Here is a 25,269-nt window from a genome sequence, read left to right on the forward strand (position 1 = left end):
ACACAGAAGATTTCATTATGACGTTGTCTCCTTATTTACAAGAGGTAGCAAAGCGCCGTACGTTCGCTATCATCTCGCACCCCGATGCCGGTAAAACCACCATCACTGAAAAGGTGTTGCTGTTCGGACAGGCGATTCAAACCGCCGGTACAGTAAAAGGCCGCGGCTCCAGCCAGCACGCAAAATCCGACTGGATGGAGATGGAAAAGCAGCGTGGTATCTCTATTACCACCTCCGTGATGCAGTTCCCGTATAAAACCAGCCTGGTGAATCTGCTGGATACCCCGGGGCACGAAGACTTCTCCGAAGATACTTACCGCACACTGACGGCGGTGGACTGCTGCCTGATGGTTATCGATGCGGCAAAAGGGGTTGAAGATCGGACCCGTAAGCTGATGGAAGTCACCCGTCTGCGCGATACGCCGATCCTGACCTTTATGAACAAACTCGATCGTGACATCCGCGATCCGATGGAGCTGCTGGATGAAGTGGAAAACGAGCTGAAGATCGCCTGTGCGCCGATTACCTGGCCGATTGGCTGCGGTAAGTTGTTCAAGGGCGTTTATCACCTTTATAAAGATGAAACCTACCTGTATCAGACAGGGCAGGGGCACACCATCCAGGAAGTGCGCATCGTTAAAGGCCTGAACAACCCGGATCTGGATAAAGCCGTGGGCGAAGATCTGGCACAGCAGCTGCGCGATGAGCTGGAGCTGGTGCAGGGCGCATCGAACGAGTTCGATAAAGAGCTGTTCCTGAGCGGCGAAATCACGCCGGTCTTCTTTGGTACCGCGCTGGGTAACTTCGGTGTCGATCATATGCTGGATGGTCTGGTGGAATGGGCGCCTGCGCCAATGCCACGTAAAACCGACACCCGCGAAGTGAAAGCCGATGATGACAAATTCACTGGCTTTGTCTTTAAAATTCAGGCCAACATGGACCCGAAACACCGCGACCGCGTGGCGTTTATGCGCGTGGTTTCTGGCCGTTATGAAAAGGGCATGAAGCTGCGCCAGGTGCGCACCGGCAAAGATGTGATTATCTCTGACGCCCTGACCTTTATGGCTGGCGATCGCTCGCATGTAGAAGAAGCCTACCCGGGTGACATTATTGGTCTGCATAACCACGGGACGATCCAGATTGGTGACACCTTCACCCAGGGCGAAATGATGAAGTTCACCGGTATTCCGAACTTCGCACCGGAGTTGTTCCGCCGTATTCGCCTGCGTGACCCGCTGAAGCAAAAACAGCTCCTCAAAGGTCTGGTTCAGCTTTCAGAAGAGGGCGCGGTGCAGGTGTTCCGTCCTATCGCCAACAACGATCTGATTGTCGGCGCGGTGGGTGTCCTGCAGTTTGACGTGGTGGTTTCCCGTCTGAAGAGCGAATACAACGTGGAAGCGGTGTACGAGTCTGTGAACGTGGCGACAGCACGCTGGGTTGAAAGCACTGACGTGAAGAAATTCGAGGAATTCAAACGCAAGAACGAAATCCAGCTTGCGCTCGATGGCGGTGATAACCTGACCTACATCGCCCCAACGATGGTAAACCTGAATCTGACACAGGAACGCTATCCGGAAGTGACTTTCCACAAAACTCGCGAGCATTAATCCTTCTGCAGAGCACGGTAGACGCCGTGCTCTGTCACTTCTCCTGTCTAATTAGCCCCTTGCGGATTGTTCTTAAAACCCGTCATTTCGCCTCCATTTGTTCGTTTTTTACCCACCCGGCCATGATTTTTGTCGATTGTGATCTATATTTAACAAAGTGATGACAAATCGGGTGGATAAAAGTCCTGTTCAATGCGTTAAGTAAAGTCTTTTATCCACTCATTTCTTCACAAAGGAATATTAACAACTGCTTTAGCACGATGTGCGACAGGATTGTAAACGCGCCATCAGTTGCTGAATTGGGTGGTTTTCACCACAGCAGTAGAGCGGCACACGTTGCTGCTTGTGGCCCAAATAGTGGGCAAACCAACAGGAAGAACATCGATGACTATGAAAAAACTGACTATTTCCAAAACTCTGCTGGCCGTAATGCTGGGCTCTGTTCTGGCAAGTGGTTCCGCATTCGCTGCGGAGACTACCACCGACAAAGCGCAAAATGCTGCTTCCAGTGCAGGGGAATCAATCGATAGCTCAATGAATAAAGTCGGTGGTTTCATGGATGACAGCACCATCACCGCGAAAGTCAAAGCGGCGCTGGTGGATCATGAAGACATTAAAAGTACGGACATCTCCGTTAAAACGGACAAAAAAGTGGTCACGCTGAGCGGCTTCGTTGAAAGCCAGGCGCAGGCAGAAAAAGCCGTCTCCGTCGCAAAAGGCGTCGAGGGCGTGGCTTCTGTGAGCGATAAGCTGCATGTGCGTGACGGCAAAAACAAGACCATGAAAGGTTATGCGGGTGATACCGCTACCACCAGTGAAATCAAAGCAAAACTGCTGGCCGACGATGTTGTCCCTTCCCGTAAGGTGAAGGTTGAAACCACCGATGGCGTGGTGCAGTTGTCCGGTACCGTAGATTCACAGGCACAAAGTGAACGCGCTGAAAGTATCGCCAAAGCAATCGACGGCGTTAAAAGCGTGAAGAACGATCTCAAAGTGAAGTAACTAATCCTGAAAACGTCACTACCCGGTGCAAGCCGGGTATGACAAGCACGTACCAGGAAAAACATCGCCGGTGGGCATCCTGAGCGCTCATCTTAAGCGGTTGAAATTAACTATGGTAAAGGAGAGTTTTATGTTTCGTTGGGGCATTATATTTCTGGTTATCGCGTTAATTGCCGCCGCACTGGGCTTTGGTGGTCTTGCGGGTACGGCAGCAGGGGCCGCGAAAATTGTCTTTATCGTCGGTATTATCCTGTTCCTCGTCAGCCTGTTTATGGGTCGTCGGCGTCCATAGCGTATTACACGCTTAAATTTCGGTTACATTAAAGCCAGTCCTTGTGACTGGCTTTGCTGTTTCGGCTGCGGGAAAAGTGCGCTACTTTGAGATATTCAGCGCATCAATTAAGGAAAGCAGAGTGGGCCAGCATATTCCCGTTACGCTCGGCAACATCGCGCCGCTGGCGTTAAAACCCTTTCGCCCGGGTCGGCTCGCGCTCGTATGCGAGGGCGGTGGACAGCGCGGTATTTTTACCGCTGGCGTTCTGGACGAGTTTATGCGTGCGGAATTTAATCCTTTCGATCTCTATTTCGGCAGCTCTGCCGGTGCGCAAAACCTTTCCGCTTATGTCTGCAATCAACCTGGCTACGCACGCAAAGTGATCATGCGCTACACCACGTCGCGGGAATTTTTCAATCCGGTGCGCTTTGTGCGCGGCGGCAATCTTATCGATCTCGATTGGCTGGTTGAATCGACCTCAAGCCAGATGCCGCTGGCCATGGACTACGCCGCGCGGATTTTCGATGCGGGCAAAGAGTTTTACATGTGCGCCTGTCGGCAGGATGATTACTCCGCAGCCTATTTCTCCCCTACTCATCAGACATGGCTCGATTTGATTCGTGCTTCCAGCGCGATCCCCGGCTTTTATCGTCCGGGCGTGATGCTTGATGGCATTAATTATCTCGACGGCGGTGTCAGCGATGCCATTCCGGTGCAGGAGGCGGCAAAACGCGGCGCGAACACGATTGTGGTGATCCGTACCGTACCGTCACAGATGTACTATACGCCCCAGTGGTTCAAACGGATGGAACGCTGGCTGGGAGAGAGCAGCCTGCAATCCTTAATCAATCTGGTGCAGCACCATGAGAAAAGTTACCTGGCGATCCAACGCTTTATCGAAGCGCCGCCGGGTAAACTGCGTATTTTTGAAATCTATCCGCCTAAGTTGTTGAAGAGCATGGCGCTGGGCAGCCGTTTACCGGCGCTGCGCGAGGATTATAAAATCGGGCGTTTGTGCGGGCGCTATTTCCTGGCGACGGTGGGCAAATTGCTGGCGGAAACCCCGCCGCTGGTGCGCCACTCGCCGATTATCGCGCCTGCGACGCGTGTTGTTCCACCGGCTGCGGTGGCCAACGACGCGCTGGATACGCCGCTGGTCAGCGTCGTGCAGGCCAACGATTTACCCATCAATAAAGAGGATACGGCGTGAGTTTCCGCTTTACCGATACCCACTGTCATTTCGATTTCCCGCCGTTTGCCGGCGATGAAGCAGCGAGTATCGCCCGTGCGGGCGACGCTGGCGTGGAGCGCATTATTGTTCCGGCGATCGCCGCCCGTTATTTTGATCGCGTTTGCCACTTAGCACGCCAGCATACCGCGCTGTACGCCGCGCTGGGGCTACACCCGATTGTGATTGAAGAGCACAGCGAGGAAAGCCTGCAACGGCTCGAACAGATGCTCGCGGCAAAGCCCGAGAAAGTGGTGGCGATAGGGGAAATTGGCCTCGATCTTTACCGCGACGATCCGCAGTTTGAGCGCCAGCAGCAGGTGTTAGACGCGCAACTAAAATTGGCAAAACGCTTTGATCTGCCGGTGATCCTCCATTCACGCCGCACGCATGACAAGCTGGCGATGCATTTAAAAAAACATGATTTACCTCGCCGTGGCGTAGTGCATGGTTTCGCCGGTAGCCTGCAACAGGCGCAGCGCTTTGTTGAGCTGGGCTATTACATCGGCGTGGGCGGCACCATTACCTACCCGCGCGCCAGTAAAACCCGTGACGTAATGGCGCAGTTGCCGCTTTCTGCATTACTGCTGGAAACGGATGCGCCGGACATGCCGCTCAATGGTTTTCAGGGCCAGCCCAATCGGCCAGAGCGTGCCGCGCAGGTGTTCGATACGTTGTGCGAGCTACGCCGCGAAGCGCCGGATGTCATCGCACACGCACTGCTGGAAAACACGCAGCGGCTCTTTGCGCTACAGATATAGCGCCGGGCGCAGCACGGTTTTTACACCGCGCTCCAGTAGCGCCTGCGCCAGCGGTTCCACATCCTCCGGCGTAGCGCTGCGCCATGTCTGCGCCTCACCGTACACGCCATGCGCATGAAAGGCATTAAGCCGCACTGGCACCTCGCCGAGTTGATGAATAAAGGCGGCCAGCGCATCGATATGTACCAGATAATCGTGTTCCGGGATCACCAGCAGGCGCAGCTCCGCTAACTTCTTCTCTGCCGCCAGTAGCCGCAGGCTGGCTTTCACCTGCACGTTATCCCGTCCGGTGAGAAAACGGTGCCGCGCATTGCCCCAGGCTTTGAGATCGATTATCGCGCCGTCGCAGACCGGCAACAGCTTGCGCCAGCCGGTTTCGCTGAGTAACCCGTTACTGTCCACCAGACAATTCAGATGGCGCAGTTGTGCGTCATGGCGTAATGCAGAGAACAGCGCATGCAAAAAGGGCAGTTGCAGCGTTGCTTCGCCGCCGCTGACGGTGATGCCTTCAATAAACAGCGCCACTTTGCGAATCTGCGCCACAACCTGTTCAACCGTCATGCTCTGCGCCATCGGCGTGGCGTGTTGCGGGCACATGCGCAGGCAAGTGTCGCACTGCTCGCAACGCGCAGCGTTCCATTCCACTTGCCCTCCATTAATGGAGAGCGCGTGCTGTGGGCAACCTGCGACACAATCGCCGCAGTGGTTGCAGCGGCCAATGGTCCACGGGTTATGGCAGTTTTTACAGCGCATATTGCAGCCCTGTAAAAACAGTGCCAGCCGGCTGCCTGGTCCGTCCACGCAGGAGAACGGGAGGATTTTACTGACGAAAGCGCATCTGCTGTTCATGGCTGACCACGCGGGGTTGTCGTTCCAGAATATGCGTGTTACGCGCGGCCTCTTCACCCAGCCAGGTGGTATTGGTGCGTGAGCCTTCGGCCCGGAATTTCCTGAGATCTGACAGGCGCACCATATAACCAGTGACGCGAACCAGATCGTTACCGGCTACGTTAGCAGTGAACTCGCGCATGCCAGCTTTAAACGCACCAAGGCAGAGCTGGACAACGGCTTGCGGGTTGCGTTTCACCGTTTCATCGAGGGTCAAAATATCGCTGATCCCGGCCTGATACCACGCATGATGCGGTGCGACGGCGAGCAGATGGGTAATCGGATCCGGCTCGTCGCCATAAGGCAGCCGCGCGCCTGGCGTGGTGTCGGTGTCGGAGCTAATACCCGATTGCGCATGGAGCATGGCGCGCTGCCGCCAGCCGTATTTTACCGGCGTGTTTGCCACAAAGCTCGCCAGTTGTTCACTGATGCGATAACCAAGTGCGTTGGCTTGTTCATCTTTGCCGTAGCGTGCGGCGAGACCGGCTTTTTCACAAAGCGTATTGACCGCTTCGGCCAGCCCATACATACCAAACATGGGCACAAAACGGTCGGCAGCAATCAGCCCTTCCTGCACAAGGAAGCTATGCTCAAAGAAGCCGGATTGCTGATACAGAAAATCGCAGCGGGCATCGATAATTGCCATTTGTTGCTGGCAATAGTGTGGCAATTGATGGGTGAAGAAATCCTCCAGCGACGCGCTGCGTTCCGCGATCGCTTTCAGATTGAGGCGTACCAGCGTACTCCCGCCGCCGCCCAGCGGCAGAGAGTTATAGCAACTCACAATGCCATAACCGCCTTTTGTGAAAATATTATCATGCACCGGGCCGTTGGCGATGTGCGGTTTGCTGCACTCGCAGATATTACGCGCCACCTCCAGTAGCAGATCATCCGGCGTAATATCCGGGTCATAGATAAAGGTTAAGTTTGGCGCAACCTGCTTCAGTTCTGCATCGGCGCGTAAAATAGCACGCGTAACCGGAGTGTCGAATGGGCCAATATTGGCATGCATAAAGGCGTCTGGCAGCGTTCTGTCGAGGTAGCGCCAGAAACGTTTTATGCGGATATCGATCTCCTGTTGTGTTAGAATTCTCACATATGGTTGTAGCAGGACATCAAGCTGGCCGAGATAAACAGGCATTGATGTCACTGATGGAACATGGTGGTAGAGGATCGTCAGCAATGAGAGGGCGTCATCAAGATCTTTTGCCCCTTCCAGCTCCAGCCAGGCGGAACCGTTAGCGAGAAATTTAGCGTAATCCGGCAGCACATAACGCGGTTTGTAAGGGGCGTGCCCTTCAAACATATCGCAGATGGCGCCCTCATCAAGTGCTGCGCGTGCCGCTTGCGGCAACGCCGGATAGGGCAGGGCGTTTTCCGCTTCCAGCGCCAGGAAGTGGCGTTTTTGTTCCGGTGTGAGTGTTGGGCTGGTAACAATCTGCTGGCAGCGTGACAGCAATAAAGGATCAACAGACGGGGACATCATCGTTCCTCTTATTTCCTTGAGTGATGGCGATGAGTGTACGGAGCCAGCTGTTGGTCGCTTTTGATCCCGTCCCCTGTCAGCGCAATCATTACTGATGTGAATTTAAAAGTTTGATCAATGTCCCATTATGGTTTTGCAAACGTGAATTTAACTTTCATTAACTGTGATGGGTGTCGAAGTGTGAATGTGGGTTGATGTTAAAATACTAACAAACCCGAACAGAAAACCGGCATTACGCCGTCGGAGAGAATTATGAGTGATTTAACGGCAAGCAGCCTGCGTGCGCTGAAACTGATGGACCTGACCACCCTGAATGATGATGACACCAACGAGAAAGTCATCGCCCTGTGTCATCAGGCAAAAACCCCGGTGGGCAACACCGCCGCCATCTGTATCTACCCGCGTTTTATCCCGATTGCGCGCAAAACCCTGAACGCACAAGGTACGCCGGATGTGCGTATCGCAACCGTGACCAACTTCCCGCATGGTAACGACGATATCGACATCGCGCTGGCTGAAACACGCGCCGCCATTGCTTACGGTGCTGATGAAGTTGATGTGGTGTTCCCGTACCGTGCGCTGATCGCCGGTAACGAGCAGGTAGGCTTCGATCTGGTGAAAGCCTGTAAAGAGGCTTGCGCGGCGGCGAACGTGCTGCTGAAAGTGATTATTGAAACCGGTGAGCTGAAAACGGAAGCATTGATCCGTAAAGCGTCTGAAATCGCCATTAAAGCCGGTGCAGATTTCATTAAAACGTCGACCGGTAAAGTGCCGGTAAACGCGACCCCGGAAAGCGCACGTATCATGATGGAAGTGATTCGCGATATGGGCGTTGAGAAAACCGTTGGTTTTAAACCGGCTGGTGGCGTACGTAGCGCGGAAGATGCGCAGCAGTATCTCGCCATTGCTGACGACCTGTTTGGTGCCGATTGGGCCGATGCCCGTCATTACCGTTTTGGCGCCTCCAGCCTGCTGGCAAGCCTGCTGAAAGCGTTGGGCCACGGCGACGGTAAGAGCGCAAGCAGCTATTAATTTGTCATTGCCGGGTAGCGCATTGTTACCCGGCCTCAATGGATTTTCCGGCTTTATTCCTCAGGGGGTTACCTTGTTTCTCGCTCAAGAAATTATTCGAAAAAAACGCGATGGTCTCGCGCTGAGTGATGAAGAAATCCGTTTCTTTATCAACGGAATACGCGATAACACCGTTTCTGAAGGGCAGATTGCTGCTCTGGCAATGACCATTTTCTTCCACGACATGACGATGCCGGAGCGTGTTTCGCTGACCATGGCGATGCGGGATTCAGGCACTGTTCTGGACTGGAAACCGCTCGATCTTAACGGCCCGGTGGTGGACAAACACTCGACCGGCGGCGTGGGCGATGTCACCTCGTTGATGCTTGGCCCGATGGTGGCGGCCTGCGGCGGCTATATTCCGATGATTTCCGGGCGTGGCCTTGGCCATACTGGCGGCACGCTCGACAAACTGGAAGCGATCCCGGGGTTTGATATCTTCCCGGAAGATAACCGTTTTCGCGAGATTATTAAGGATGTTGGTGTGGCGATTATCGGCCAGACCAATTCGCTGGCTCCGGCGGATAAACGTTTCTACGCCACCCGCGATATCACCGCGACGGTGGACTCTATTCCGTTAATCACCGCTTCTATCCTCGCCAAAAAACTGGCCGAGGGGCTTGATGCGCTGGTGATGGACGTCAAAGTGGGTAGCGGGGCATTTATGCCGACTTACGCCCTCTCTGAACAACTGGCGGAAGCGATTGTTGGCGTTGCCAACGGCGCGGGCGTGCGGACTACCGCGCTGCTGACCGATATGAACCAGGTGCTGGCTTCCAGCGCGGGCAACGCAGTGGAAGTACGCGAAGCGGTGCAGTTCCTGACTGGTGAATACCGCAATCCGCGCTTGTTTGACGTCACTATGGCGCTGTGCGTGGAGATGCTGATCTCCGGCAAACTGGCGAAAGATGACGCCGACGCACGGGCGAAGCTGCAAGCGGTGCTGGATAACGGTAAAGCGGCCGAGGTGTTTGGTCGTATGGTTGCGGCGCAAAAAGGGCCGCACGATTTCGTGGAAAACTACGCCAAATACCTGCCTACCGCGACGCTCAGCAAAGCGGTATATGCCGATGATGAAGGGTTTATCACGGCGATGGATACGCGCGCGCTGGGCATGGCGGTGGTGTCGATGGGCGGTGGTCGTCGCCAGGCGTCGGACACTATTGATTACAGCGTCGGCTTTACCGATATGGTGCGTCTGGGCGAACGCGTTGATGGCCAGCGCCCGCTGGCGGTTATCCACGCCAAAGACGAAGCCAGCTGGCAAGAGGCTGCGCAGGCGGTGAAAGCGGCTATTTCGATGGGCGACAGCGCACCAAAAGAGACACCGACGGTCTATCGCCGCATTACTGAATAGCGGTATACTGATCTGATCGCTTTTTTACAAAGCACAAGGTACGGAGAACATATGAAACGTGCATTTATTATGGTGCTGGACTCTTTCGGCATCGGCGCGACCGAAGACGCGGAGCGCTTTGGCGACGTGGGTTCCGATACCCTCGGTCACATCGCTGAAGTTTGCGCGAAAGGTGAAGCCGACACCGGGCGCAAAGGCCCGCTGAATTTACCCAATCTGACCCGTCTGGGTCTGGCGAAGGCGCACGAAGGCGCAACAGGTTTTATTCCTGCCGGGATGGACGCCAACGCGGAAATCACTGGTGCTTACGCATGGGCGCATGAGCTATCTTCCGGGAAAGATACGCCGTCAGGCCACTGGGAAATCGCCGGTGTGCCGGTGCTGTTCGACTGGGGCTACTTTAGCGACACCGAGAATAGCTTCCCGCAGGAACTGCTGGATAAGCTGGTGAAACGCGCTAATCTGCCGGGTTATCTTGGCAACTGCCACTCGTCCGGTACGGTGATCCTTGACCAGCTCGGCGAAGAGCACATGAAAACCGGCAAGCCGATTTTCTACACCTCTGCCGATTCGGTGTTCCAGATTGCCTGCCACGAAGAGACCTTTGGTCTGGATAAGCTGTATGAGCTGTGCGAAATCGCGCGTGAAGAGCTGACCGAAGGCGGCTACAACATTGGCCGCGTGATTGCGCGTCCATTTGTTGGCGATAAAGCAGGTAATTTCCAGCGTACCGGTAACCGCCATGACCTGGCCGTTGAACCACCGTCAGCCACCGTGCTGCAAAAACTGGTCGAAGAGAAAGATGGCCACGTGGTTTCGGTCGGTAAAATTGCCGATATCTATGCCAACTGCGGCATCACCAAAAAAGTGAAAGCCACCGGCCTGGATGCGCTGTTTGACGCCACCATCAAAGAGATGAAAGAAGCCGGTGATAAGACCATCGTCTTTACTAACTTCGTCGATTTTGACTCATCATGGGGCCATCGTCGCGACGTGGCGGGTTATGCGGCCGGGCTTGAGTTGTTTGACCGTCGCCTGCCGGAACTGATGGAATTGGTTGGCGAAGACGACATCCTGATCCTTACCGCCGATCACGGCTGCGATCCGACCTGGAAAGGCACTGACCACACCCGCGAGCATATTCCGGTGCTGGTCTACGGCCCGAAAGTGAAACCGGGCTCGCTGGGTCACCGTGACACCTTTGCGGATATTGGTCAGACGATTGCGAAGTACTTCGGCGTCTCTGATATGGAATATGGCAAGGCCATGTTCTGATGATTTTGGGCGGGAGCTTCCCGCCCTTTCTGTTTCAACGACAACGACATAAAGGAATTGACGATGGCTACCCCACATATTAATGCCGAAATGGGCGATTTCGCTGACGTAGTGTTGATGCCGGGCGACCCGCTGCGTGCAAAACATATTGCGGAAACTTTCCTCGAAGACTACCGCGAAGTGAACAACGTGCGCGGCATGCTGGGTTACACCGGCACCTACAAAGGCCGCAAAATTTCTGTTATGGGCCACGGTATGGGGATCCCGTCCTGCTCCATCTACACCAAAGAGCTGATCACCGATTTCGGCGTGAAAAAAATCATTCGTGTCGGCTCCTGCGGCGCAGTGCGTATGGACGTGCAATTGCGTGACATCGTGATTGGGATGGGTGCCTGCACCGACTCCAAAGTGAACCGTATGCGTTTCAAAGATCACGATTTCGCAGCGATTGCTGATTTCGATATGGTGCGTAACGCGGTTGATGCGGCAAAAGCACTGGGCGTAGACGCGCGCGTGGGTAACCTGTTCTCCGCCGATCTGTTCTACTCCCCGGACGGTGAAATGTTCGACGTGATGGAAAAATACGGCATCCTGGGCGTGGAAATGGAAGCGGCAGGCATTTACGGCGTAGCGGCGGAATTCGGTGCGAAAGCGCTGACCATCTGCACCGTTTCCGACCATATTCGTACGCACGAGCAGACCACTTCCGCTGAGCGTCAGACCACGTTCAACGATATGATCAAAATTGCGCTGGAATCTGTCCTGCTGGGCGATAAAGCGTAAGTATCTTTTCTAAGGGCAGGTTCTCTGCCCTTTTTATCAATTCATTTTAATGTCCATAGTTTTTATTATTCCCTTTTAATTCAGAGGAATAGAGCTATGAATTTATTCAAGTATCCATTCATAAATCTATTCACTGATGAGTTCGCTTACCGATCTTCTGTAACAAGGGCCCCAGCCCGCGATGGCGTTGCGTAAGGCATTAAAGATTAGTCAGGCCACGTTTTCACGGCTGGTTGCCACCGAGCCACAGGTGCTGCAATTTGGTAAAGCACGTGCAACGCGCTATGCCTTGTTACGCCCTGTACGCAGTGTTGAACGGTTTGCACTACGCCGAATTAATGAACAACGTCATGTTTACAAGTGAGGCGAATTACACACATGTTGGCCCCTGGGCAGCTGTCTGGTCACATTAGAAGAGGGGGGATTGCAGTGGTTTGACGGTCTGCCATGGTATCTCACCGAGCTGCGACCTCAGGATTTTTAGGACGGTCATGGGGACGAAACATCGCGCGTCAGTTTGGCCTGCCTATGATATGTTGCCGATGGCATTTGCCCCCGTCAGTTCGGGAGCAATGCTATGGAACTGGCGCTGGATACCTCGGTCAGCAAGGCAGCGTGGAATTTCGCCATCCCACCGGCGCAAACATTCAGGCAGACAGTGGCGGCAGATGATCGCATCAGTGAGGCGTTTCGCCATATCGCCCGGCAAATGGGTGATAAAGTCGCCCAACTGGAACAGATAGCGCAACGGATGGCGTAGTCAGCCACTCAGAGGCTAACGTACTGCGCTTGCAATCCATGCGGAAAGCTCGCGAAGTTCTTGTTCCTGCTCCGGAAAATCGACTAACAGTGCATCACACTCCTGCGCCAGCATATCCGCGCGGTAGAGGCAGCCCTGCAAACGTGCCGCCAGCGCTTCTAACGGCGCGGGGTTCAGGCTGTCGGTAAACACCTGCGTGCGGGTGATGTGCCCTTTTTCCACATCAAAATGGAGCTCCACGCCGCCCCAGGTAAAACGTTCATCCAACAGATGGCTGAACGCCGGGGCCTGGCCGAAATTCCACTCCCAGCTGCTCTGGCGGGCAAAGGTTTCGGCAAAATTGGGCAAGTCCGGGGTTTTATCCGGCGAGATAACCTCCGCCGTAACCCGTTCGCCATAGTGAGCGAAGAAGGCTTCAGTGATCGCTTCACAGATTTGCTGATGGGTAATGCCCGGCAGCAACTCCACCAGATTCGCCACGCGCCCACGCACCGACGTAATGCCTTTGGCTTGCAGCTTTTTCTTGTCCGGGTTGAGGTAATTGGCCAGGCGGCTGAGATCGGCATTCAGCAACAACGTGCCATGGTGGAAGCCACGATCTTTGGTTTCCCGGTAGGCAGAACCGGACACTTTACGATCGCCTTCCGCCGTTTTCACCACCAGGTCGTTGCGCCCGGAAGCTTCTGCGGTAACGCCTAGTGAATTCAGAGCATTAAGCACAATCGACGTGGAGATGGTTTTGTCGTATTCCGGCTTTCCCGCCATGAAAGTGAAACAGGTATTGCCGAGGTCGTGGAACACCGCGCCGCCGCCGCTACTGCGCCTTGCCAGCCGCACGTTATCTTCTTCCATGCGGCGAGTATTGCACTCTTTCCACGGGTTTTGCGCCCGCCCAATCACCACCGTGTCCGCGTTGCGCCATAAGAACAGTACGCGTTGCGTGGCGGGCATCTGGCGGAAAATACACTCTTCCACCGCCAGGTTGAACCAGGGATCGTACGAGTCAGAGATAAGCAGACGAAGCGTCGACATAGCAGATTTCCTTTCTGTAACCTGTAATTTTTACCGGTAGCGGTCAGAGCGACTCTTTCTTTTGCTGCTCTTCTTCTTCCGGTACGGATTTGTTGGCCGTCAGCAAAAACGGCGACTGCTGCCAGCGCGTGCGTTTGCCCTGCAACAGGGTGCGCGTCAGCACTACGCCAATGGCCAGCGACAGCAGCAACATCAGGCGCAGAATATTGGTGGTGTTATCCACCTGTTTGGCTTCTGTCGCCAGCGTGTGCGTATCCAGCGTAAGGCGCAGGTAGCCAAGCGGGCCGCTCTTTCCCTGAATCGGCTCAACAATTTGCTGGTTGAAATAGCCGCCTGCTTTTTTGCCGTCCAGCGCCAGCCTGTCGCGCACATCAATACTTTCGCCGGAGCGCGCGATCAGATCGCCTTGCGCATCGTACACCCCTGCATCCAGAATGCGGCTCTCTTCGGTGAGCTGGCGCAGCACGACGTTGATCCGTTTTTCGTCCGGGGTTTCTGTGCGCATCAGCGGCGTGAGATTCAGCGTCACCTGGCGCGCCAGCGTTCTCGCCAGCTCTTCAAACTGCGGATTGCGCTGACGCTGATGGCTTTGGCTGAACCAGGATGCGCCCTGCATCAGCGCGACCAGCAGTGCCAGACAGATGAGGACGATTACGGCGCGATGCAGCCGAAATTTAAGTTTTGCGCGAGCCATATTCCACCTGTTGAAAATTTGAGGCTTAATGTTGCCAGAAGCGCTGGTTACAAGGTAGCCTCATGCGTTATTTTCCCCTCCGATGCTTTCTGGCGCGAACGTTTTTACAGGAGCTTTAATGCCTAATAGTTTGACCTGGTGCGATCTGCCCGATGATGTTTCTCAGTGGCCGGGATTGCCGCTCTCTTTAAGTGGTGATGAGGTAATGCCTCTGGACTATCACGCTGGTCGCAGCGGCTGGCTACTGTACGCACGTAATCTGGATAAGCAACGTCTGACGACCTATCAGCGCAAATTGGGTGCAGCAATGGTGATTGTTGCCGCGTGGAGCGTTGACGATTATCAGGTTCTTCGTCTGGCGGGTTCGTTGACGCCGCGCGCGACGCGCCTGGCCCACGACGAAGGTATGGACGTCGCCCCGCTGGGGAAAATCCCGCATCTGCGCTCGCCAGGGCTGCTGGTGATGGACATGGACTCCACCGCCATTCAAATCGAGTGCATTGATGAAATCGCTAAACTTGCCGGCACCGGCGAAATGGTGGCGGAAGTGACCGAACGGGCGATGCGCGGCGAACTCGATTTTGCCGCCAGCCTGCGCAGCCGTGTGGCGACGCTGAAAGGCGCGGACGCCAATATTTTGCTGCAAGTACGCGAAAAACTGCCGTTAATGCCAGGCCTTGTGCAACTGGTGTTGAAGCTGGAAACATTGGGCTGGAAAGTAGCCATCGCCTCGGGCGGCTTTACTTTCTTTGCCGATTATCTGCGCGACAAGCTGCATTTAACGGCGGCAGTTGCCAACGAACTTGAGATCATGGACGGTAAATTCACCGGCCAGGTATTAGGCGATATCGTGGATGCGCAGTTCAAAGCCAACACGCTGAAGCAACTGGCTGAAAAGTATGAAATCGCGCCGGAGCAAACGGTGGCGATTGGCGATGGCGCGAACGATTTGCCGATGATCAAAGCCGCCGGGCTTGGCATCGCGTTTCATGCCAAACCCAAAGTGAATGAGAAGGCGGAAGTCACTATTCGCCACGCCGATCTGATGGGCGTATTTTGTATTCTTTCCGGCAGCATTAATAAGAAGTAGAGGTTATTGTGGCGAAAGCTCCCAAACGCGCGTTTGTCTGTAATGAATGCGGTGCGGATTATCCGCGCTGGCAGGGGCAGTGCAGCGCCTGTCACGCATGGAACACCATTACGGAAGTGCGTGTTGCCGCTTCGCCCACCGTGGCGCGTAATGAGCGTCTTTCCGGTTATGCGGGGAGCGCTGGCGTATCAAAAGTGCAGAAGCTGGCGGATATCAGCCTCGAAGAGCTACCGCGTTTTTCCACCGGTTTTAAAGAGTTTGATCGCGTGCTCGGCGGCGGTGTTGTGCCCGGTAGCGCGATTCTGATTGGCGGCAACCCCGGTGCGGGGAAATCCACGTTGTTGTTGCAGACGTTGTGTAAGCTCGCCGAGCAGATGAAAACGTTGTATGTCACTGGCGAAGAGTCATTACAGCAGGTAGCGATGCGCGCGCACCGTCTGGGGCTGCCGACCGGCAATCTCAATATGCTGTCGGAAACCAGCATCGAACAAATCTGCATGATCGCCGAAGAGGAACAACCGAAGCTGATGGTGATCGACTCGATTCAGGTCATGCACATGGCCGATATTCAGTCGTCGCCCGGCAGTGTGGCGCAGGTGCGTGAAACGGCGGCCTATCTGACGCGCTTTGCGAAAACGCGCGGTGTGGCGATTGTGATGGTCGGCCACGTCACCAAAGATGGCTCGCTGGCGGGACCAAAGGTGCTTGAACACTGTATTGACTGCTCGGTGCTGCTCGACGGCGATGCGGATTCGCGTTTTCGCACCTTGCGCAGCCATAAAAACCGTTTCGGCGCGGTTAACGAACTCGGCGTATTCGCCATGACCGAGCAGGGGCTACGTGAAGTCAGCAACCCGTCGGCGATTTTCTTAAGTCGCGGCGATGAAGTCACCTCCGGCAGTTCGGTGATGGTGGTGTGGGAAGGCACACGCCCGCTGTTAGTTGAAATTCAGGCGCTGGTGGATCATTCGATGATGTCAAACCCGCGCCGTGTGGCGGTGGGACTGGAGCAAAACCGTCTGGCGATTCTGTTGGCGGTGCTGCATCGCCACGGCGGCTTGCAGATGGCGGATCAGGATGTGTTCGTCAACGTGGTCGGCGGGGTCAAAGTGACCGAAACCAGCGCCGATTTAGCGCTGTTGCTGGCGATGGTTTCCAGCCTGCGTGACCGGCCGTTACCGCAGGATTTAGTGGTGTTTGGCGAAGTCGGGCTGGCAGGCGAAATTCGCCCGGTGCCCAGCGGCCAGGAGCGCATTTCGGAGGCCGCGAAGCATGGCTTCCGTCGTGCGATAGTTCCGGCAGCGAATGTGCCGAAAAAAGTGCCTGAAGGAATGCAAATTTTCGGCGTGAAAAAGCTCGCGGATGCGCTAAGTGTCTTTGACGACTTATAATTGGCTAATGTTTTTTTGCAGGAGGCAACAATGTCGTCATTCGACTACTTAAAAACCGCGATTCGCCAGAAAGGCTGCACGTTACAGCAGGTAGCCGATGCCAGCGGTATGACCAAAGGCTATTTGAGCCAGCTGCTGAATGCCAAAATTAAGAGCCCCAGTGCGCAAAAACTTGAGGCTCTGCACCGCTTTCTCGATCTTGAGTTTCCCCGTCGGCAGAAAAGCATTGGCGTGGTTTTCGGCAAGTTTTACCCGCTGCACACTGGTCATATCTACTTGATCCAGCGCGCCTGTAGCCAGGTGGATGAACTGCATATCATCCTTGGTTATGACGAAACCCGCGATCGCGAGTTGTTTGAAGACAGCGCGATGTCCCAACAGCCGACGGTAAGTGATCGCTTGCGTTGGCTGCTACAGACCTTTAAGTACCAGAAAAATATCCGTATTCATGCCTTTAACGAAGAGGGGATGGAGCCGTATCCGCACGGCTGGGATGTCTGGAGTAAAGGCATCAAAGCGTTTATGACCGAAAAAGGGATCACGCCAAACTGGATTTACACCTCCGAAGAGGCTGATGCGCCGCAGTATCGGCAACATCTGGGAATTGAAGCGGTGCTGGTCGATCCAAAGCGTACCTTTATGAATATCAGCGGTTCGCAAATCCGCGAGAACCCCTTCCGTTACTGGGATTATATTCCGACTGAGGTAAAGCCCTTTTTTGTGCGCACGGTGGCGATTCTGGGCGGAGAATCCAGCGGTAAATCAACATTGGTAAATAAGCTCGCCAATATCTTCAATACCACCAGCGCATGGGAATATGGCCGCGATTACGTCTTTTCTCATCTTGGTGGTGACGAAATTGCGCTGCAATATTCTGATTATGACAAAATTGCCCTCGGACATGCGCAGTACATCGATTTTGCCGTGAAGTACGCCAATAAAGTGGCGTTTATCGATACGGATTTTGTCACCACGCAGGCGTTCTGCAAAAAATATGAAGGCCGCGAGCACCCTTTTGTTCAGGCTTTAATTGATGAATATCGTTTTGATCTGGTGATCCTGCTGGAAAATAATACGCCGTGGGTGAATGATGGCCTGAGAAGCCTCGGCAGTTCAGTCGATCGCAAGGAGTTTCAGGATTTATTGGTGTCGATGCTGCGGGAAAATAATATCGAGTATGTACGTGTTGAAGCCGCAGATTATGACTCGCGTTTTTTACAGTGCGTCGAACTGGTTAAACAGTTAATGGGGCCGTAGTCTGAAATGGCAGGCCGGTCTGGTATATTCCGCGGCCTGTATATCGGTTAGTTTGCAGGTTGATTGCGAAAATTTTTCCAGCGGTTATGTACCTGCGTCAGCGTAGCGATTGATGGCTGATTCACCTTTCTCAACATATTATATTTATGCGTACTGACCGTTTTTATATCCAGCCCGCTGTGGATTAGCATACTTTTCTTTTTACCTGCGCTAATGATATGGCTAAGCAGCAGTCTCTCTTTTCGCGTTAGCGTTATTCTGCACTCGTGGTCTTGTTTCTTCCGCCAGGATTTATAATTTAATATGCGGAATATTTCGGTTAATTTTGTGTTTTTCTTAATTTTTAAAAATGAATGTAATAAGTAACATTCAAATGGATTGTCGCTTTTTATTATTCTGTTTAGTGTCGATAATGTCGTGATAATAAGAAAGTTGTTATCAAAGTCTAAAATAACGTCGTTATTATCCAGTGTTATTTCTTTTTGCTTAATAAATGTTTGTAATCCGTTTTTAAGAAAAACATCTTCCGTGATGATATGCATTAATTATAACCATGCGTTCATTTATTAACTAAGGTAGTGCGTATCATGTTAGCGTCTGGTCTTAGCGTTAAGCAATCCAGGGACAAAATGGCGAATGCTAAAAGCATTAATCTATGGCGATGAGATTGCTGGAGATTTATTCTTTGATGTGACTATTATTCAGGATTTTAGTTTTAGATTATTTCTGCAATGAATGCATCTGCCTCTGAATCGCGGCAAAGATAGTATAAAAACAAAAAAACTTTTTTATGCGTTTATTGTAGAGGAATTCACTGAGCATTTGGGAGTGAAGCGAATGGGTTTCCCCATTCGCTTTTGTGTCGGCTTATTTGGCGATACGTTTGTACTTAATACGCTTCGGCTCCAGCGCATCTGCGCCCAGCGTGCGTTTCTTATACTCTTCGTATTCGGTGAAGTTGCCTTCAAAAAACTCCACTTTGCCCTCATCCTGGTAATCCAGAATATGGGTGGCGATACGGTCAAGGAACCAGCGGTCGTGCGAGATAACCATCGCGCAGCCCGGGAATTCAAGCAGGGCGTTTTCCAGCGCGCGCAGGGTCTCGATATCCAGGTCGTTGGTCGGTTCATCAAGCAGCAGCATGTTGCCGCCAACCTGTAACAGTTTTGCCAGATGCAGACGACCGCGCTCACCGCCGGACAACTCGCCCACGCGTTTACCCTGGTCGGTGCCTTTAAAGTTGAAGCGGCCAACGTACGCGCGGCTCGGCATTTCGGTGTTACCGATGCGCATAATGTCCAGCCCGCCGGAAACTTCTTCCCACACGGTTTTGCTGTTATCCATCGCGTCGCGGAACTGATCAACCGAGGCCAGTTTGACGGTTTCACCCAGTGTAATGGTGCCGCCATCAGGCTGCTCCTGACCAGACATCATGCGGAACAGCGTCGATTTACCGGCGCCGTTCGGCCCGATAATGCCGACAATCGCGCCTTTCGGCACGGAGAAGGACAGGCCATCAATCAGCTGGCGATCGCCGTAAGACTTGCTGAGGTTGCTGACTTCAACCACTTTATCGCCCAGGCGAGGTCCCGGTGGAATAAACAGTTCGTTGGTTTCGTTACGTTTCTGGTATTCAGTGCTGTTGAGCTCTTCAAAGCGCGCCAGACGGGCTTTGCCCTTAGATTGACGGCCTTTCGCGCCCTGACGCACCCACTCCAGCTCTTTCTCAATGGATTTACGACGTGCCGCTTCCTGAGAGGCTTCCTGCGCCAGACGCTGATCTTTCTGTTCCAGCCAGGAAGAGTAGTTGCCTTCCCACGGAATACCTTCACCGCGGTCAAGTTCGAGGATCCAACCGGCGACGTTATCGAGGAAGTAACGGTCGTGGGTAATCGCCACCACGGTGCCTTCGAAGTCGTGCAGGAAGCGCTCCAGCCAGGCAACGGATTCGGCGTCCAGGTGGTTAGTCGGTTCGTCGAGCAGCAGCATATCTGGCTTTTCCAGCAGCAGACGGCACAGCGCGACGCGGCGGCGTTCACCACCAGAAAGATTGGCAATCTTTGCGTCCCAGTCCGGCAGGCGCAGCGCGTCGGCGGCGCGTTCCAGTTGCACATTCAGGTTATGACCGTCATGCGCCTGGATAATCTCTTCCAGCTTGCCTTGTTCTGCCGCCAGCTTGTCGAAATCCGCTTCTGGATCGGCATACAGCGCATACACTTCATCCAGACGTTTCAGGGCCCCGACCACTTCGGATACGGCTTCTTCAACCGATTCACGTACGGTCTGCTCCGGGTTCAACTGTGGTTCCTGCGGCAGGTAACCGATCTTAATGCCAGGCTGTGGGCGGGCTTCACCTTCGATGTCTTTATCGATGCCGGCCATGATGCGCAGCAGGGTAGACTTACCGGCACCGTTAAGACCCAGCACGCCGATTTTTGCGCCCGGGAAGAAGCTTAGCGAGATATTTTTCAGAATATGACGTTTCGGCGGGACAACTTTGCCGACACGATGCATGGTATATACGAATTGAGCCACGTTGGACTTCGCCTCTTTGTAATGAGAGTGGTATTCAACAGCGGAGTGTAGCCGTTTTCGTTGCTTAATCCCAGCCAGCCGCGCCAGGTGTGTTAAATCACGCCAGAAAGGTAAAAAAGTGTGCGCAACGTGGCGCGTTACGAGTTGCGCGGTTAGCATTAACGCATTACGCGGCATGACGCTGCAAAAACGTGACAGATAAGAGGAAAGAGCTGTGCAGAGAGCTAAACATGTCGCCTGGCGATTCGCGGCGGCCTGCGTTTGTTTGCTGTCCCTCAGCAATGTGGCGCGAGCAGATTCACTGGATGAACAACGTAACCGTTACGCGCAGATAAAAACCGCATGGGACAACAAACAGATGGACGTGGTGCAGCAATTACTGCCCACGCTACAAACGTATCCGCTTTACCCGTATCTGCAATATCGTCAGATTACCGACGATCTGATGAATCAACCCGCAATTACGGTGACCAACTTTGTGCAGGCCAACCCGACGCTTCCGGCGGCGCGCACGCTGAAATCTCGCTTTGTTAATGAACTGGCCCGGCGGCAAGACTGGCGCGGGCTGCTGGCGTTCAGCCCGGAGAAACCTGCGACTACCGAAGCACAATGTAACTACTACTTTGCCAAGTGGAATACCGGTCAGGCAGACGAAGCCTGGGCAGGTGCGAAAGAGCTGTGGTTAAGCGGTAAAAGCCAGCCCAACGCGTGCGATCAGCTGTTTGGCGCATGGCGCGCTTCCGGGAAACAGGATCCGCTGGCGTTTCTGGAGCGTATTCGCCTGGCGATGAAAGCGGGTAATACCAAACTGGTGACACTGCTGGCCGGGCAGATGCCGCCTGATTATCAAACCATTTCGGCGGCTATCATCAACCTTGCCAATAATCCATTGAGCGTAATGTCCTTTGCTACCACCACCGGCGCAACGGATTTTACCCGTCAGATGGCGGCGGAAGCCTTTGAAAGCGTCGCGCGTCAGGATGTCGAAAATGCTCGCTTAATGATCCCGTCGCTGGTGCAAGCACAACAGTTGAATGAGGAACAAACCCAGACGCTGCGCGATATTGTCGCATGGCGATTGATGGGCAATGACGTCACCAGCGATCAGGCGCGCTGGCGTGATGATGCAATCATGCGCTCGCAATCGGTCTCTTTGCTGGAGCGCCGGGTGCGTATGGCGATTGGCAACGGCGATCGTCGTGGGCTGAATACCTGGCTTTCGCGCTTGCCGATGGACGCAAAAGAGAAAGACGAGTGGCGCTACTGGCAGGCGGATTTGTTGCTGGAGCGCGGACGTGAGGATGAAGCTAAAGAGATCCTCCACGCCCTGATGAAGCAGCGCGGTTTTTACCCGATGGCCGCCGCCCAGCGGTTGGGTGAAGATTACTCGATGCAGATAGACAAAGCGCAGGGAAATGTCTCCCCAACGCTGACGCAGGGCGCAGAAATGGCACGCGTTCGTGAGCTGATGTACTGGGGGCTTGATAACACCGCGCGCAGTGAGTGGGCGAATCTGGTGACCAGCCGCACCCAGCAAGAGCAGGCACAGCTGGCGCGTTATGCTTTCGATCAACACTGGTGGGATCTGAGTGTGCAGGCCACGATTGCCGGCAAGCTGTGGGATCACCTTGAAGAGCGTTTCCCGCTGGCGTATAGCGATCTTTATGCCCGCTACACCAGTGGAAAAGGAATTTCGCAAAGCTATGCGATGGCGATATCGCGCCAGGAGAGTGCCTGGAACCCAACGGCGCGCTCCCCGGTTGGCGCGGCAGGTTTAATGCAGATTATGCCGGGTACCGCCACGCACACGGTGAAGATGTTTAATATTCCCGGCTACAGCAACTCGGGCCAATTGTTTGATCCGGAAACGAATATCAACATTGGCACCAGCTATCTGCAATATGTTTATCAGCAGTTTGGCAATAACCGTATTTTCTCGTCGGCAGCCTATAACGCCGGGCCGGGAAGGGTGCGCAGCTGGCTGAACAACAGCGGCGGCAAACTGGATGCGGTGGCGTTTATTGAGAGCATCCCGTTCTCGGAAACGCGCAGCTATGTGAAAAACGTGCTGGCTTATGATGCTTATTACCGCTATTTCCTGAGCGGAGATAAGCCGGTTGTCTTTAATGATGCTGAATGGCAGCGCCGTTATTGATTTCCGTGGTTTATGCTATGATGTGTACTCGCTAAAGAGTACACATCAGTAAACCTTTAACATGGCGGCAAATTATGACTCAGCAATCACCCTATTCCGCAGCGATGGCCGAACAGCGCGATCAGGAGTGGCAACGCTTCGTTGATCTGGTTCGGCAATCTTATGAAAAGGATCTGCACATTCCATTGCTTAATCTGATGCTTACGCCAGATGAGCGCGAGTCGTTGGGCACAAGAGTGCGGATCATTGAAGAACTGTTGCGTGGCGAGATGAGCCAGCGTGAGCTGAAAAGCGAGCTGGGGGCAGGTATCGCGACCATTACTCGAGGTTCAAACAGCCTGAAAGCTGCGCCTGCTGATTTACGTTTATGGCTGGAGCAGACGCTGCTGAATACTCAGCGATAAATCGCGTTGTGAAAGGGGCTGAGCGCCAGAATCACCGCCTGGTGGTAAACGCTTTCGCGCGTGAGTTTACCGGCAGTGAAAACGCCGATGGCACCCTCTTTGCGGCCGATCTCATCAATTCCGCTATACCGCGACATTACTGGCCCGAGCGCTTCACCGGCGTGCACTTTCTGCAAAATGATCTCCGGTAGCGGCAGTGTTGCCGAGCGGGCTTCACCTTTCTGATGATTGCTTTCAATAACCACCCAACTAAACGTACTGCCCTCGTCGATCCCGGCTTCGATAGCTACCCAGAAATCCGCTTCGGGGCGCGCATGGCGGGCATTGACCACGCGATTTCGTGCGCCAGTACGCGTTTCTTCACTGCCAAACGGCTGTTCCGGTACGCCGCTATCGACGGAAACGGCGTCTATATGGCAGGATCCTTCGCCGAAGATCTCGTTAAAAGCGTGCAGAATCGCCCGAATTTTCGCGGGATTGGTGGTAGCTGAGACAACATGGTGCATAATCAATAACGGTATGTTCGGAATGAGACGCGTTCTTTACCCCGGACAGAGACCTTCCTCAGATAATAAATTCATCGCAGTATAATGGATAAAAAAGCATGTTACAGGTATACCTTGTTCGCCACGGTGAAACGCAGTGGAACGCCGAGCGTCGTATTCAAGGCCAGTCAGACAGTCCGTTAACCGAAAAAGGGGAGAAGCAGGCGTGGCAGGTGGCTGAGCGCGCAAAAGCGCTGGGCATTACCCACGTTATTGCCAGCGACCTGGGCCGAACCCGCCGGACGGCTGAGATCATCGCTGAAGTCTGCGGTTGCGATATCACCTTTGAGCCGCGTTTACGCGAGCTGGACATGGGCGTGCTGGAACGCCGTCATATCGATTCCCTGACTGAAGAAGAAGAGAGCTGGCGTCGCCAACTGGTGAATGGCACGGCCGATGGCCGTATTCCCGATGGTGAATCGATGCAGGAGTTAAGCGACCGTATGCACGCGGCGCTGGCAACCTGCCTGGAGCTTCCCGAAGGAAGCCGCCCGTTGCTGGTTAGCCACGGTATGGCGCTGGGCTGCCTGGTGAGCACGATCCTTGGGCTCCCGGCTTATGCAGAACGCCGCCTGCGCCTGCGCAACTGCTCCATTTCCCGTATTGATTATCAACAAAGCCCGTGGCTGGCTTCCGGCTGGGTGGTGGAAACCGCAGGAGACGTCTCGCATCTGGACGCCCCAGCGCTGGATGAGTTGCAGCGTTAACGGCGAATGGGCACCATATACTCGCAGCGGATGTGCGCCGGCGGCTCGCCGTCTTCGCGCGGCTCTTCATGCTGCGGGTAAAAATGCTCAATATCCTGGCCTTTACGGCGCGTGAGATTAAGCATCGGCATGCACGTTCCGTAAACGGTCAGGATGAAATCCTGAAAACCGTGCGGTGAACCTTCATAGGCGAAGGAGATGTAGTCGCCGCCTTCCAGCAACACCGGCTGCGCGTTGCTCAGATAGCCGTTCGCCATCTCCGGCGTTAGCGCTGTGGTGTAAAACACTTCCTGTTCGTCATCTTTTTCCAGACTCGGGCGCGGCTCGTGCAGGCCATACATTTCCGGTGGAATTTTCGGTGAATTGCTCAAAAATTCCCGCCAGAACTGAATGCGCATTTGATTACGAAAATCGGAGATCTCCTCCAGCGCGCAGGTGTAGCTCTGGGTGGTGCCAATAAGATGCATTGGTGGCAGGGTGACAAAATCATGTTTTGGCATGGTAAATTCGCCAAGACGCATCGGCGGGCGAATGCCAAACGCGCTCCAGTCTGGTGAACGGCGATAGAGCGCAGGGGTGACAGCAAACTGTTTCTTGAAAGCGCGGGTGAAGGTCTGTTGCGAATCAAAGCGGTATTGCAGTGCAATATCCAGAATGGGACGGGCAGTCAGGCGCAGAGCAACGGCGGATTTTGACAGACGACGCGCGCGAATGTAAGCGCCGATGGCATGACCGGTCACGTCTTTAAACATCCTTTGCAGGTGCCACTTGGAATAGCCCGCTTTTGCCGCCACATTATCCAAAGCGAGCGGCTGATCCAGATGGCTTTCCAGCCAGGAAAGTAAGTCGCGAATGATCCCAGCCTGATCCATACAATATCCTCTTCCTTAAAACAGCATTAACGCCTGATACCAGGCAACGGATAATAACGGGTTTTGAGGTGTTTAGCATTCGGTGTTTTTTTTGT

24 protein-coding genes and 1 pseudogene are annotated in these 25,269 nt (G+C 54.1%); 17 read left to right on the plus strand and 8 right to left on the minus strand.

The annotated features are described in order from the left end of the window. Positions 1 to 17 precede the first annotated feature (17 nt). The 5 genes from prfC (at position 18) to H650_RS17645 (ending at position 4,872) form a co-directional block, all read left to right on the plus strand. Entirely contained in the window at positions 18 to 1,607 is a 1,590-nt protein-coding gene (gene prfC / locus H650_RS17630; RefSeq protein ID WP_020456461.1) for a peptide chain release factor 3, read from the plus strand. A gap of 384 nt (positions 1,608 to 1,991) precedes the next feature. Continuing rightward, the gene (gene osmY / locus H650_RS17635; protein ID WP_020456462.1) at positions 1,992 to 2,609 is read left to right on the plus strand and encodes a molecular chaperone OsmY; all 618 of its coding nucleotides are present in this window, start codon (positions 1,992 to 1,994) and stop codon (positions 2,607 to 2,609) included. Between the two features lie 130 nt (positions 2,610 to 2,739). After that, positions 2,740 to 2,901 (plus strand): DUF1328 domain-containing protein, encoded by a 162-nt coding sequence (locus tag H650_RS24820; protein ID WP_007373037.1) that lies wholly within the window; start codon positions 2,740 to 2,742, stop codon positions 2,899 to 2,901. Between the two features lie 121 nt (positions 2,902 to 3,022). Further along, positions 3,023 to 4,093 carry a patatin-like phospholipase family protein gene (locus H650_RS17640; RefSeq protein WP_020456463.1) on the plus strand — a complete coding sequence of 357 codons (1,071 nt, stop codon included), beginning with the start codon at positions 3,023 to 3,025 and terminating at the stop codon, positions 4,091 to 4,093. Further along, positions 4,090 to 4,872 (plus strand): metal-dependent hydrolase, encoded by a 783-nt coding sequence (locus H650_RS17645; RefSeq protein WP_020456464.1) that lies wholly within the window; start codon positions 4,090 to 4,092, stop codon positions 4,870 to 4,872. Before H650_RS17640 ends, H650_RS17645 begins: the two co-directional genes overlap by 4 nt. On the opposite strand, the gene H650_RS17650 is transcribed toward H650_RS17645, so the two are convergent. Together H650_RS17650 and H650_RS17655 are read right to left on the minus strand one after the other, a co-directional pair. Continuing rightward, a complete protein-coding gene (locus tag H650_RS17650) occupies positions 4,861 to 5,721 on the minus strand; it encodes a YjjW family glycine radical enzyme activase (protein WP_020456465.1) in 861 nt (286 codons plus the stop codon). The genes H650_RS17645 and H650_RS17650 overlap by 12 nt on opposite strands. Then, positions 5,693 to 7,243 (minus strand): YjjI family glycine radical enzyme, encoded by a 1,551-nt coding sequence (locus H650_RS17655; RefSeq protein ID WP_020456466.1) that lies wholly within the window; start codon positions 7,241 to 7,243, stop codon positions 5,693 to 5,695. The genes H650_RS17650 and H650_RS17655 overlap by 29 nt, the downstream gene beginning before the upstream one ends. Positions 7,244 to 7,498: 255 nt before the next feature. Here H650_RS17655 and deoC point away from each other — a divergent pair, with 255 nt between their 5' ends. From deoC to H650_RS17680, 6 genes and pseudogenes are all read left to right on the plus strand, one after another. Further along, positions 7,499 to 8,278 carry a deoxyribose-phosphate aldolase gene (gene deoC / locus H650_RS17660; protein ID WP_020456467.1) on the plus strand — a complete coding sequence of 260 codons (780 nt, stop codon included), beginning with the start codon at positions 7,499 to 7,501 and terminating at the stop codon, positions 8,276 to 8,278. Between the two features lie 73 nt (positions 8,279 to 8,351). Next, positions 8,352 to 9,674: a thymidine phosphorylase gene (gene deoA, locus H650_RS17665; protein WP_020456468.1), complete on the plus strand. Its 1,323-nt coding sequence runs from the start codon at positions 8,352 to 8,354 to the stop codon at positions 9,672 to 9,674. A gap of 51 nt (positions 9,675 to 9,725) precedes the next feature. After that, a complete protein-coding gene (deoB, locus tag H650_RS17670; RefSeq protein WP_020456469.1) occupies positions 9,726 to 10,949 on the plus strand; it encodes a phosphopentomutase in 1,224 nt (407 codons plus the stop codon). A 63-nt stretch (positions 10,950 to 11,012) separates the two neighbouring features. After that, entirely contained in the window at positions 11,013 to 11,732 is a 720-nt protein-coding gene (gene deoD, locus H650_RS17675) for a purine-nucleoside phosphorylase (RefSeq protein ID WP_017457844.1), read from the plus strand. Between the two features lie 181 nt (positions 11,733 to 11,913). After that, positions 11,914 to 12,257: pseudogene (locus tag H650_RS26150) on the plus strand (type II toxin-antitoxin system HipA family toxin YjjJ); the annotation flags it as partial. A 52-nt stretch (positions 12,258 to 12,309) separates the two neighbouring features. Continuing rightward, the gene (locus tag H650_RS17680) at positions 12,310 to 12,492 is read left to right on the plus strand and encodes a hypothetical protein (protein WP_020456470.1); all 183 of its coding nucleotides are present in this window, start codon (positions 12,310 to 12,312) and stop codon (positions 12,490 to 12,492) included. Positions 12,493 to 12,507: 15 nt separating this feature from the next. On the opposite strand, the gene lplA is transcribed toward H650_RS17680, so the two are convergent. After that, on the minus strand, positions 12,508 to 13,524 hold the full coding sequence (lplA, locus tag H650_RS17685; protein ID WP_020456471.1) for a lipoate--protein ligase: 1,017 nt from the start codon (positions 13,522 to 13,524) through the stop codon (positions 12,508 to 12,510). Positions 13,525 to 13,567: 43 nt separating this feature from the next. Then, positions 13,568 to 14,218, minus strand: a complete 651-nt coding sequence (locus H650_RS17690; RefSeq protein ID WP_020456472.1) for a YtjB family periplasmic protein — start codon at positions 14,216 to 14,218, stop codon at positions 13,568 to 13,570. A 118-nt stretch (positions 14,219 to 14,336) separates the two neighbouring features. On the opposite strand from H650_RS17690, the gene serB reads away from it, so the two are divergent. The 3 genes from serB to nadR are packed head-to-tail and all read left to right on the plus strand — an operon-like array spanning position 14,337 to position 17,956. Beyond that, entirely contained in the window at positions 14,337 to 15,308 is a 972-nt protein-coding gene (gene serB / locus H650_RS17695) for a phosphoserine phosphatase (RefSeq protein WP_017457847.1), read from the plus strand. Between the two features lie 8 nt (positions 15,309 to 15,316). After that, on the plus strand, positions 15,317 to 16,699 hold the full coding sequence (gene radA, locus H650_RS17700) for a DNA repair protein RadA (protein WP_020456473.1): 1,383 nt from the start codon (positions 15,317 to 15,319) through the stop codon (positions 16,697 to 16,699). Positions 16,700 to 16,729: 30 nt separating this feature from the next. Further along, complete coding sequence (nadR, locus tag H650_RS17705) at positions 16,730 to 17,956, plus strand: multifunctional transcriptional regulator/nicotinamide-nucleotide adenylyltransferase/ribosylnicotinamide kinase NadR (protein ID WP_020456474.1); 1,227 nt, start codon at positions 16,730 to 16,732, stop codon at positions 17,954 to 17,956. Positions 17,957 to 18,003: 47 nt separating this feature from the next. Here nadR and H650_RS17710 read toward each other — a convergent pair whose 3' ends face one another. After that, complete coding sequence (locus tag H650_RS17710; protein WP_020456475.1) at positions 18,004 to 18,498, minus strand: helix-turn-helix domain-containing protein; 495 nt, start codon at positions 18,496 to 18,498, stop codon at positions 18,004 to 18,006. 325 nt (positions 18,499 to 18,823) lie between these two features. Beyond that, positions 18,824 to 20,491 carry an energy-dependent translational throttle protein EttA gene (gene ettA, locus H650_RS17715; protein WP_071925297.1) on the minus strand — a complete coding sequence of 556 codons (1,668 nt, stop codon included), beginning with the start codon at positions 20,489 to 20,491 and terminating at the stop codon, positions 18,824 to 18,826. Between the two features lie 214 nt (positions 20,492 to 20,705). On the opposite strand from ettA, the gene sltY reads away from it, so the two are divergent. Together sltY and trpR are read left to right on the plus strand one after the other, a co-directional pair. Next, on the plus strand, positions 20,706 to 22,646 hold the full coding sequence (gene sltY / locus H650_RS17720) for a murein transglycosylase (protein ID WP_020456477.1): 1,941 nt from the start codon (positions 20,706 to 20,708) through the stop codon (positions 22,644 to 22,646). A 74-nt stretch (positions 22,647 to 22,720) separates the two neighbouring features. Then, entirely contained in the window at positions 22,721 to 23,050 is a 330-nt protein-coding gene (gene trpR, locus H650_RS17725; RefSeq protein WP_017457853.1) for a trp operon repressor, read from the plus strand. Here trpR and yjjX read toward each other — a convergent pair. Then, positions 23,041 to 23,556, minus strand: a complete 516-nt coding sequence (gene yjjX / locus H650_RS17730) for an inosine/xanthosine triphosphatase (RefSeq protein WP_020456478.1) — start codon at positions 23,554 to 23,556, stop codon at positions 23,041 to 23,043. The genes trpR and yjjX overlap by 10 nt on opposite strands. Positions 23,557 to 23,654: 98 nt before the next feature. Here yjjX and gpmB point away from each other — a divergent pair, with 98 nt between their 5' ends. Further along, positions 23,655 to 24,302 carry a 2,3-diphosphoglycerate-dependent phosphoglycerate mutase GpmB gene (gene gpmB / locus H650_RS17735; protein WP_020456479.1) on the plus strand — a complete coding sequence of 216 codons (648 nt, stop codon included), beginning with the start codon at positions 23,655 to 23,657 and terminating at the stop codon, positions 24,300 to 24,302. Here the strand turns inward: gpmB and robA are convergent. Continuing rightward, positions 24,299 to 25,174 carry an MDR efflux pump AcrAB transcriptional activator RobA gene (robA, locus tag H650_RS17740; protein ID WP_020456480.1) on the minus strand — a complete coding sequence of 292 codons (876 nt, stop codon included), beginning with the start codon at positions 25,172 to 25,174 and terminating at the stop codon, positions 24,299 to 24,301. The two genes, gpmB and robA, sit on opposite strands and share 4 nt — an antisense overlap. Positions 25,175 to 25,269 lie beyond the last annotated feature (95 nt).

The sequence above is a fragment of the Enterobacter sp. R4-368 genome (assembly GCF_000410515.1).
Classification (GTDB): Bacteria; Pseudomonadota; Gammaproteobacteria; order Enterobacterales; family Enterobacteriaceae; genus Kosakonia.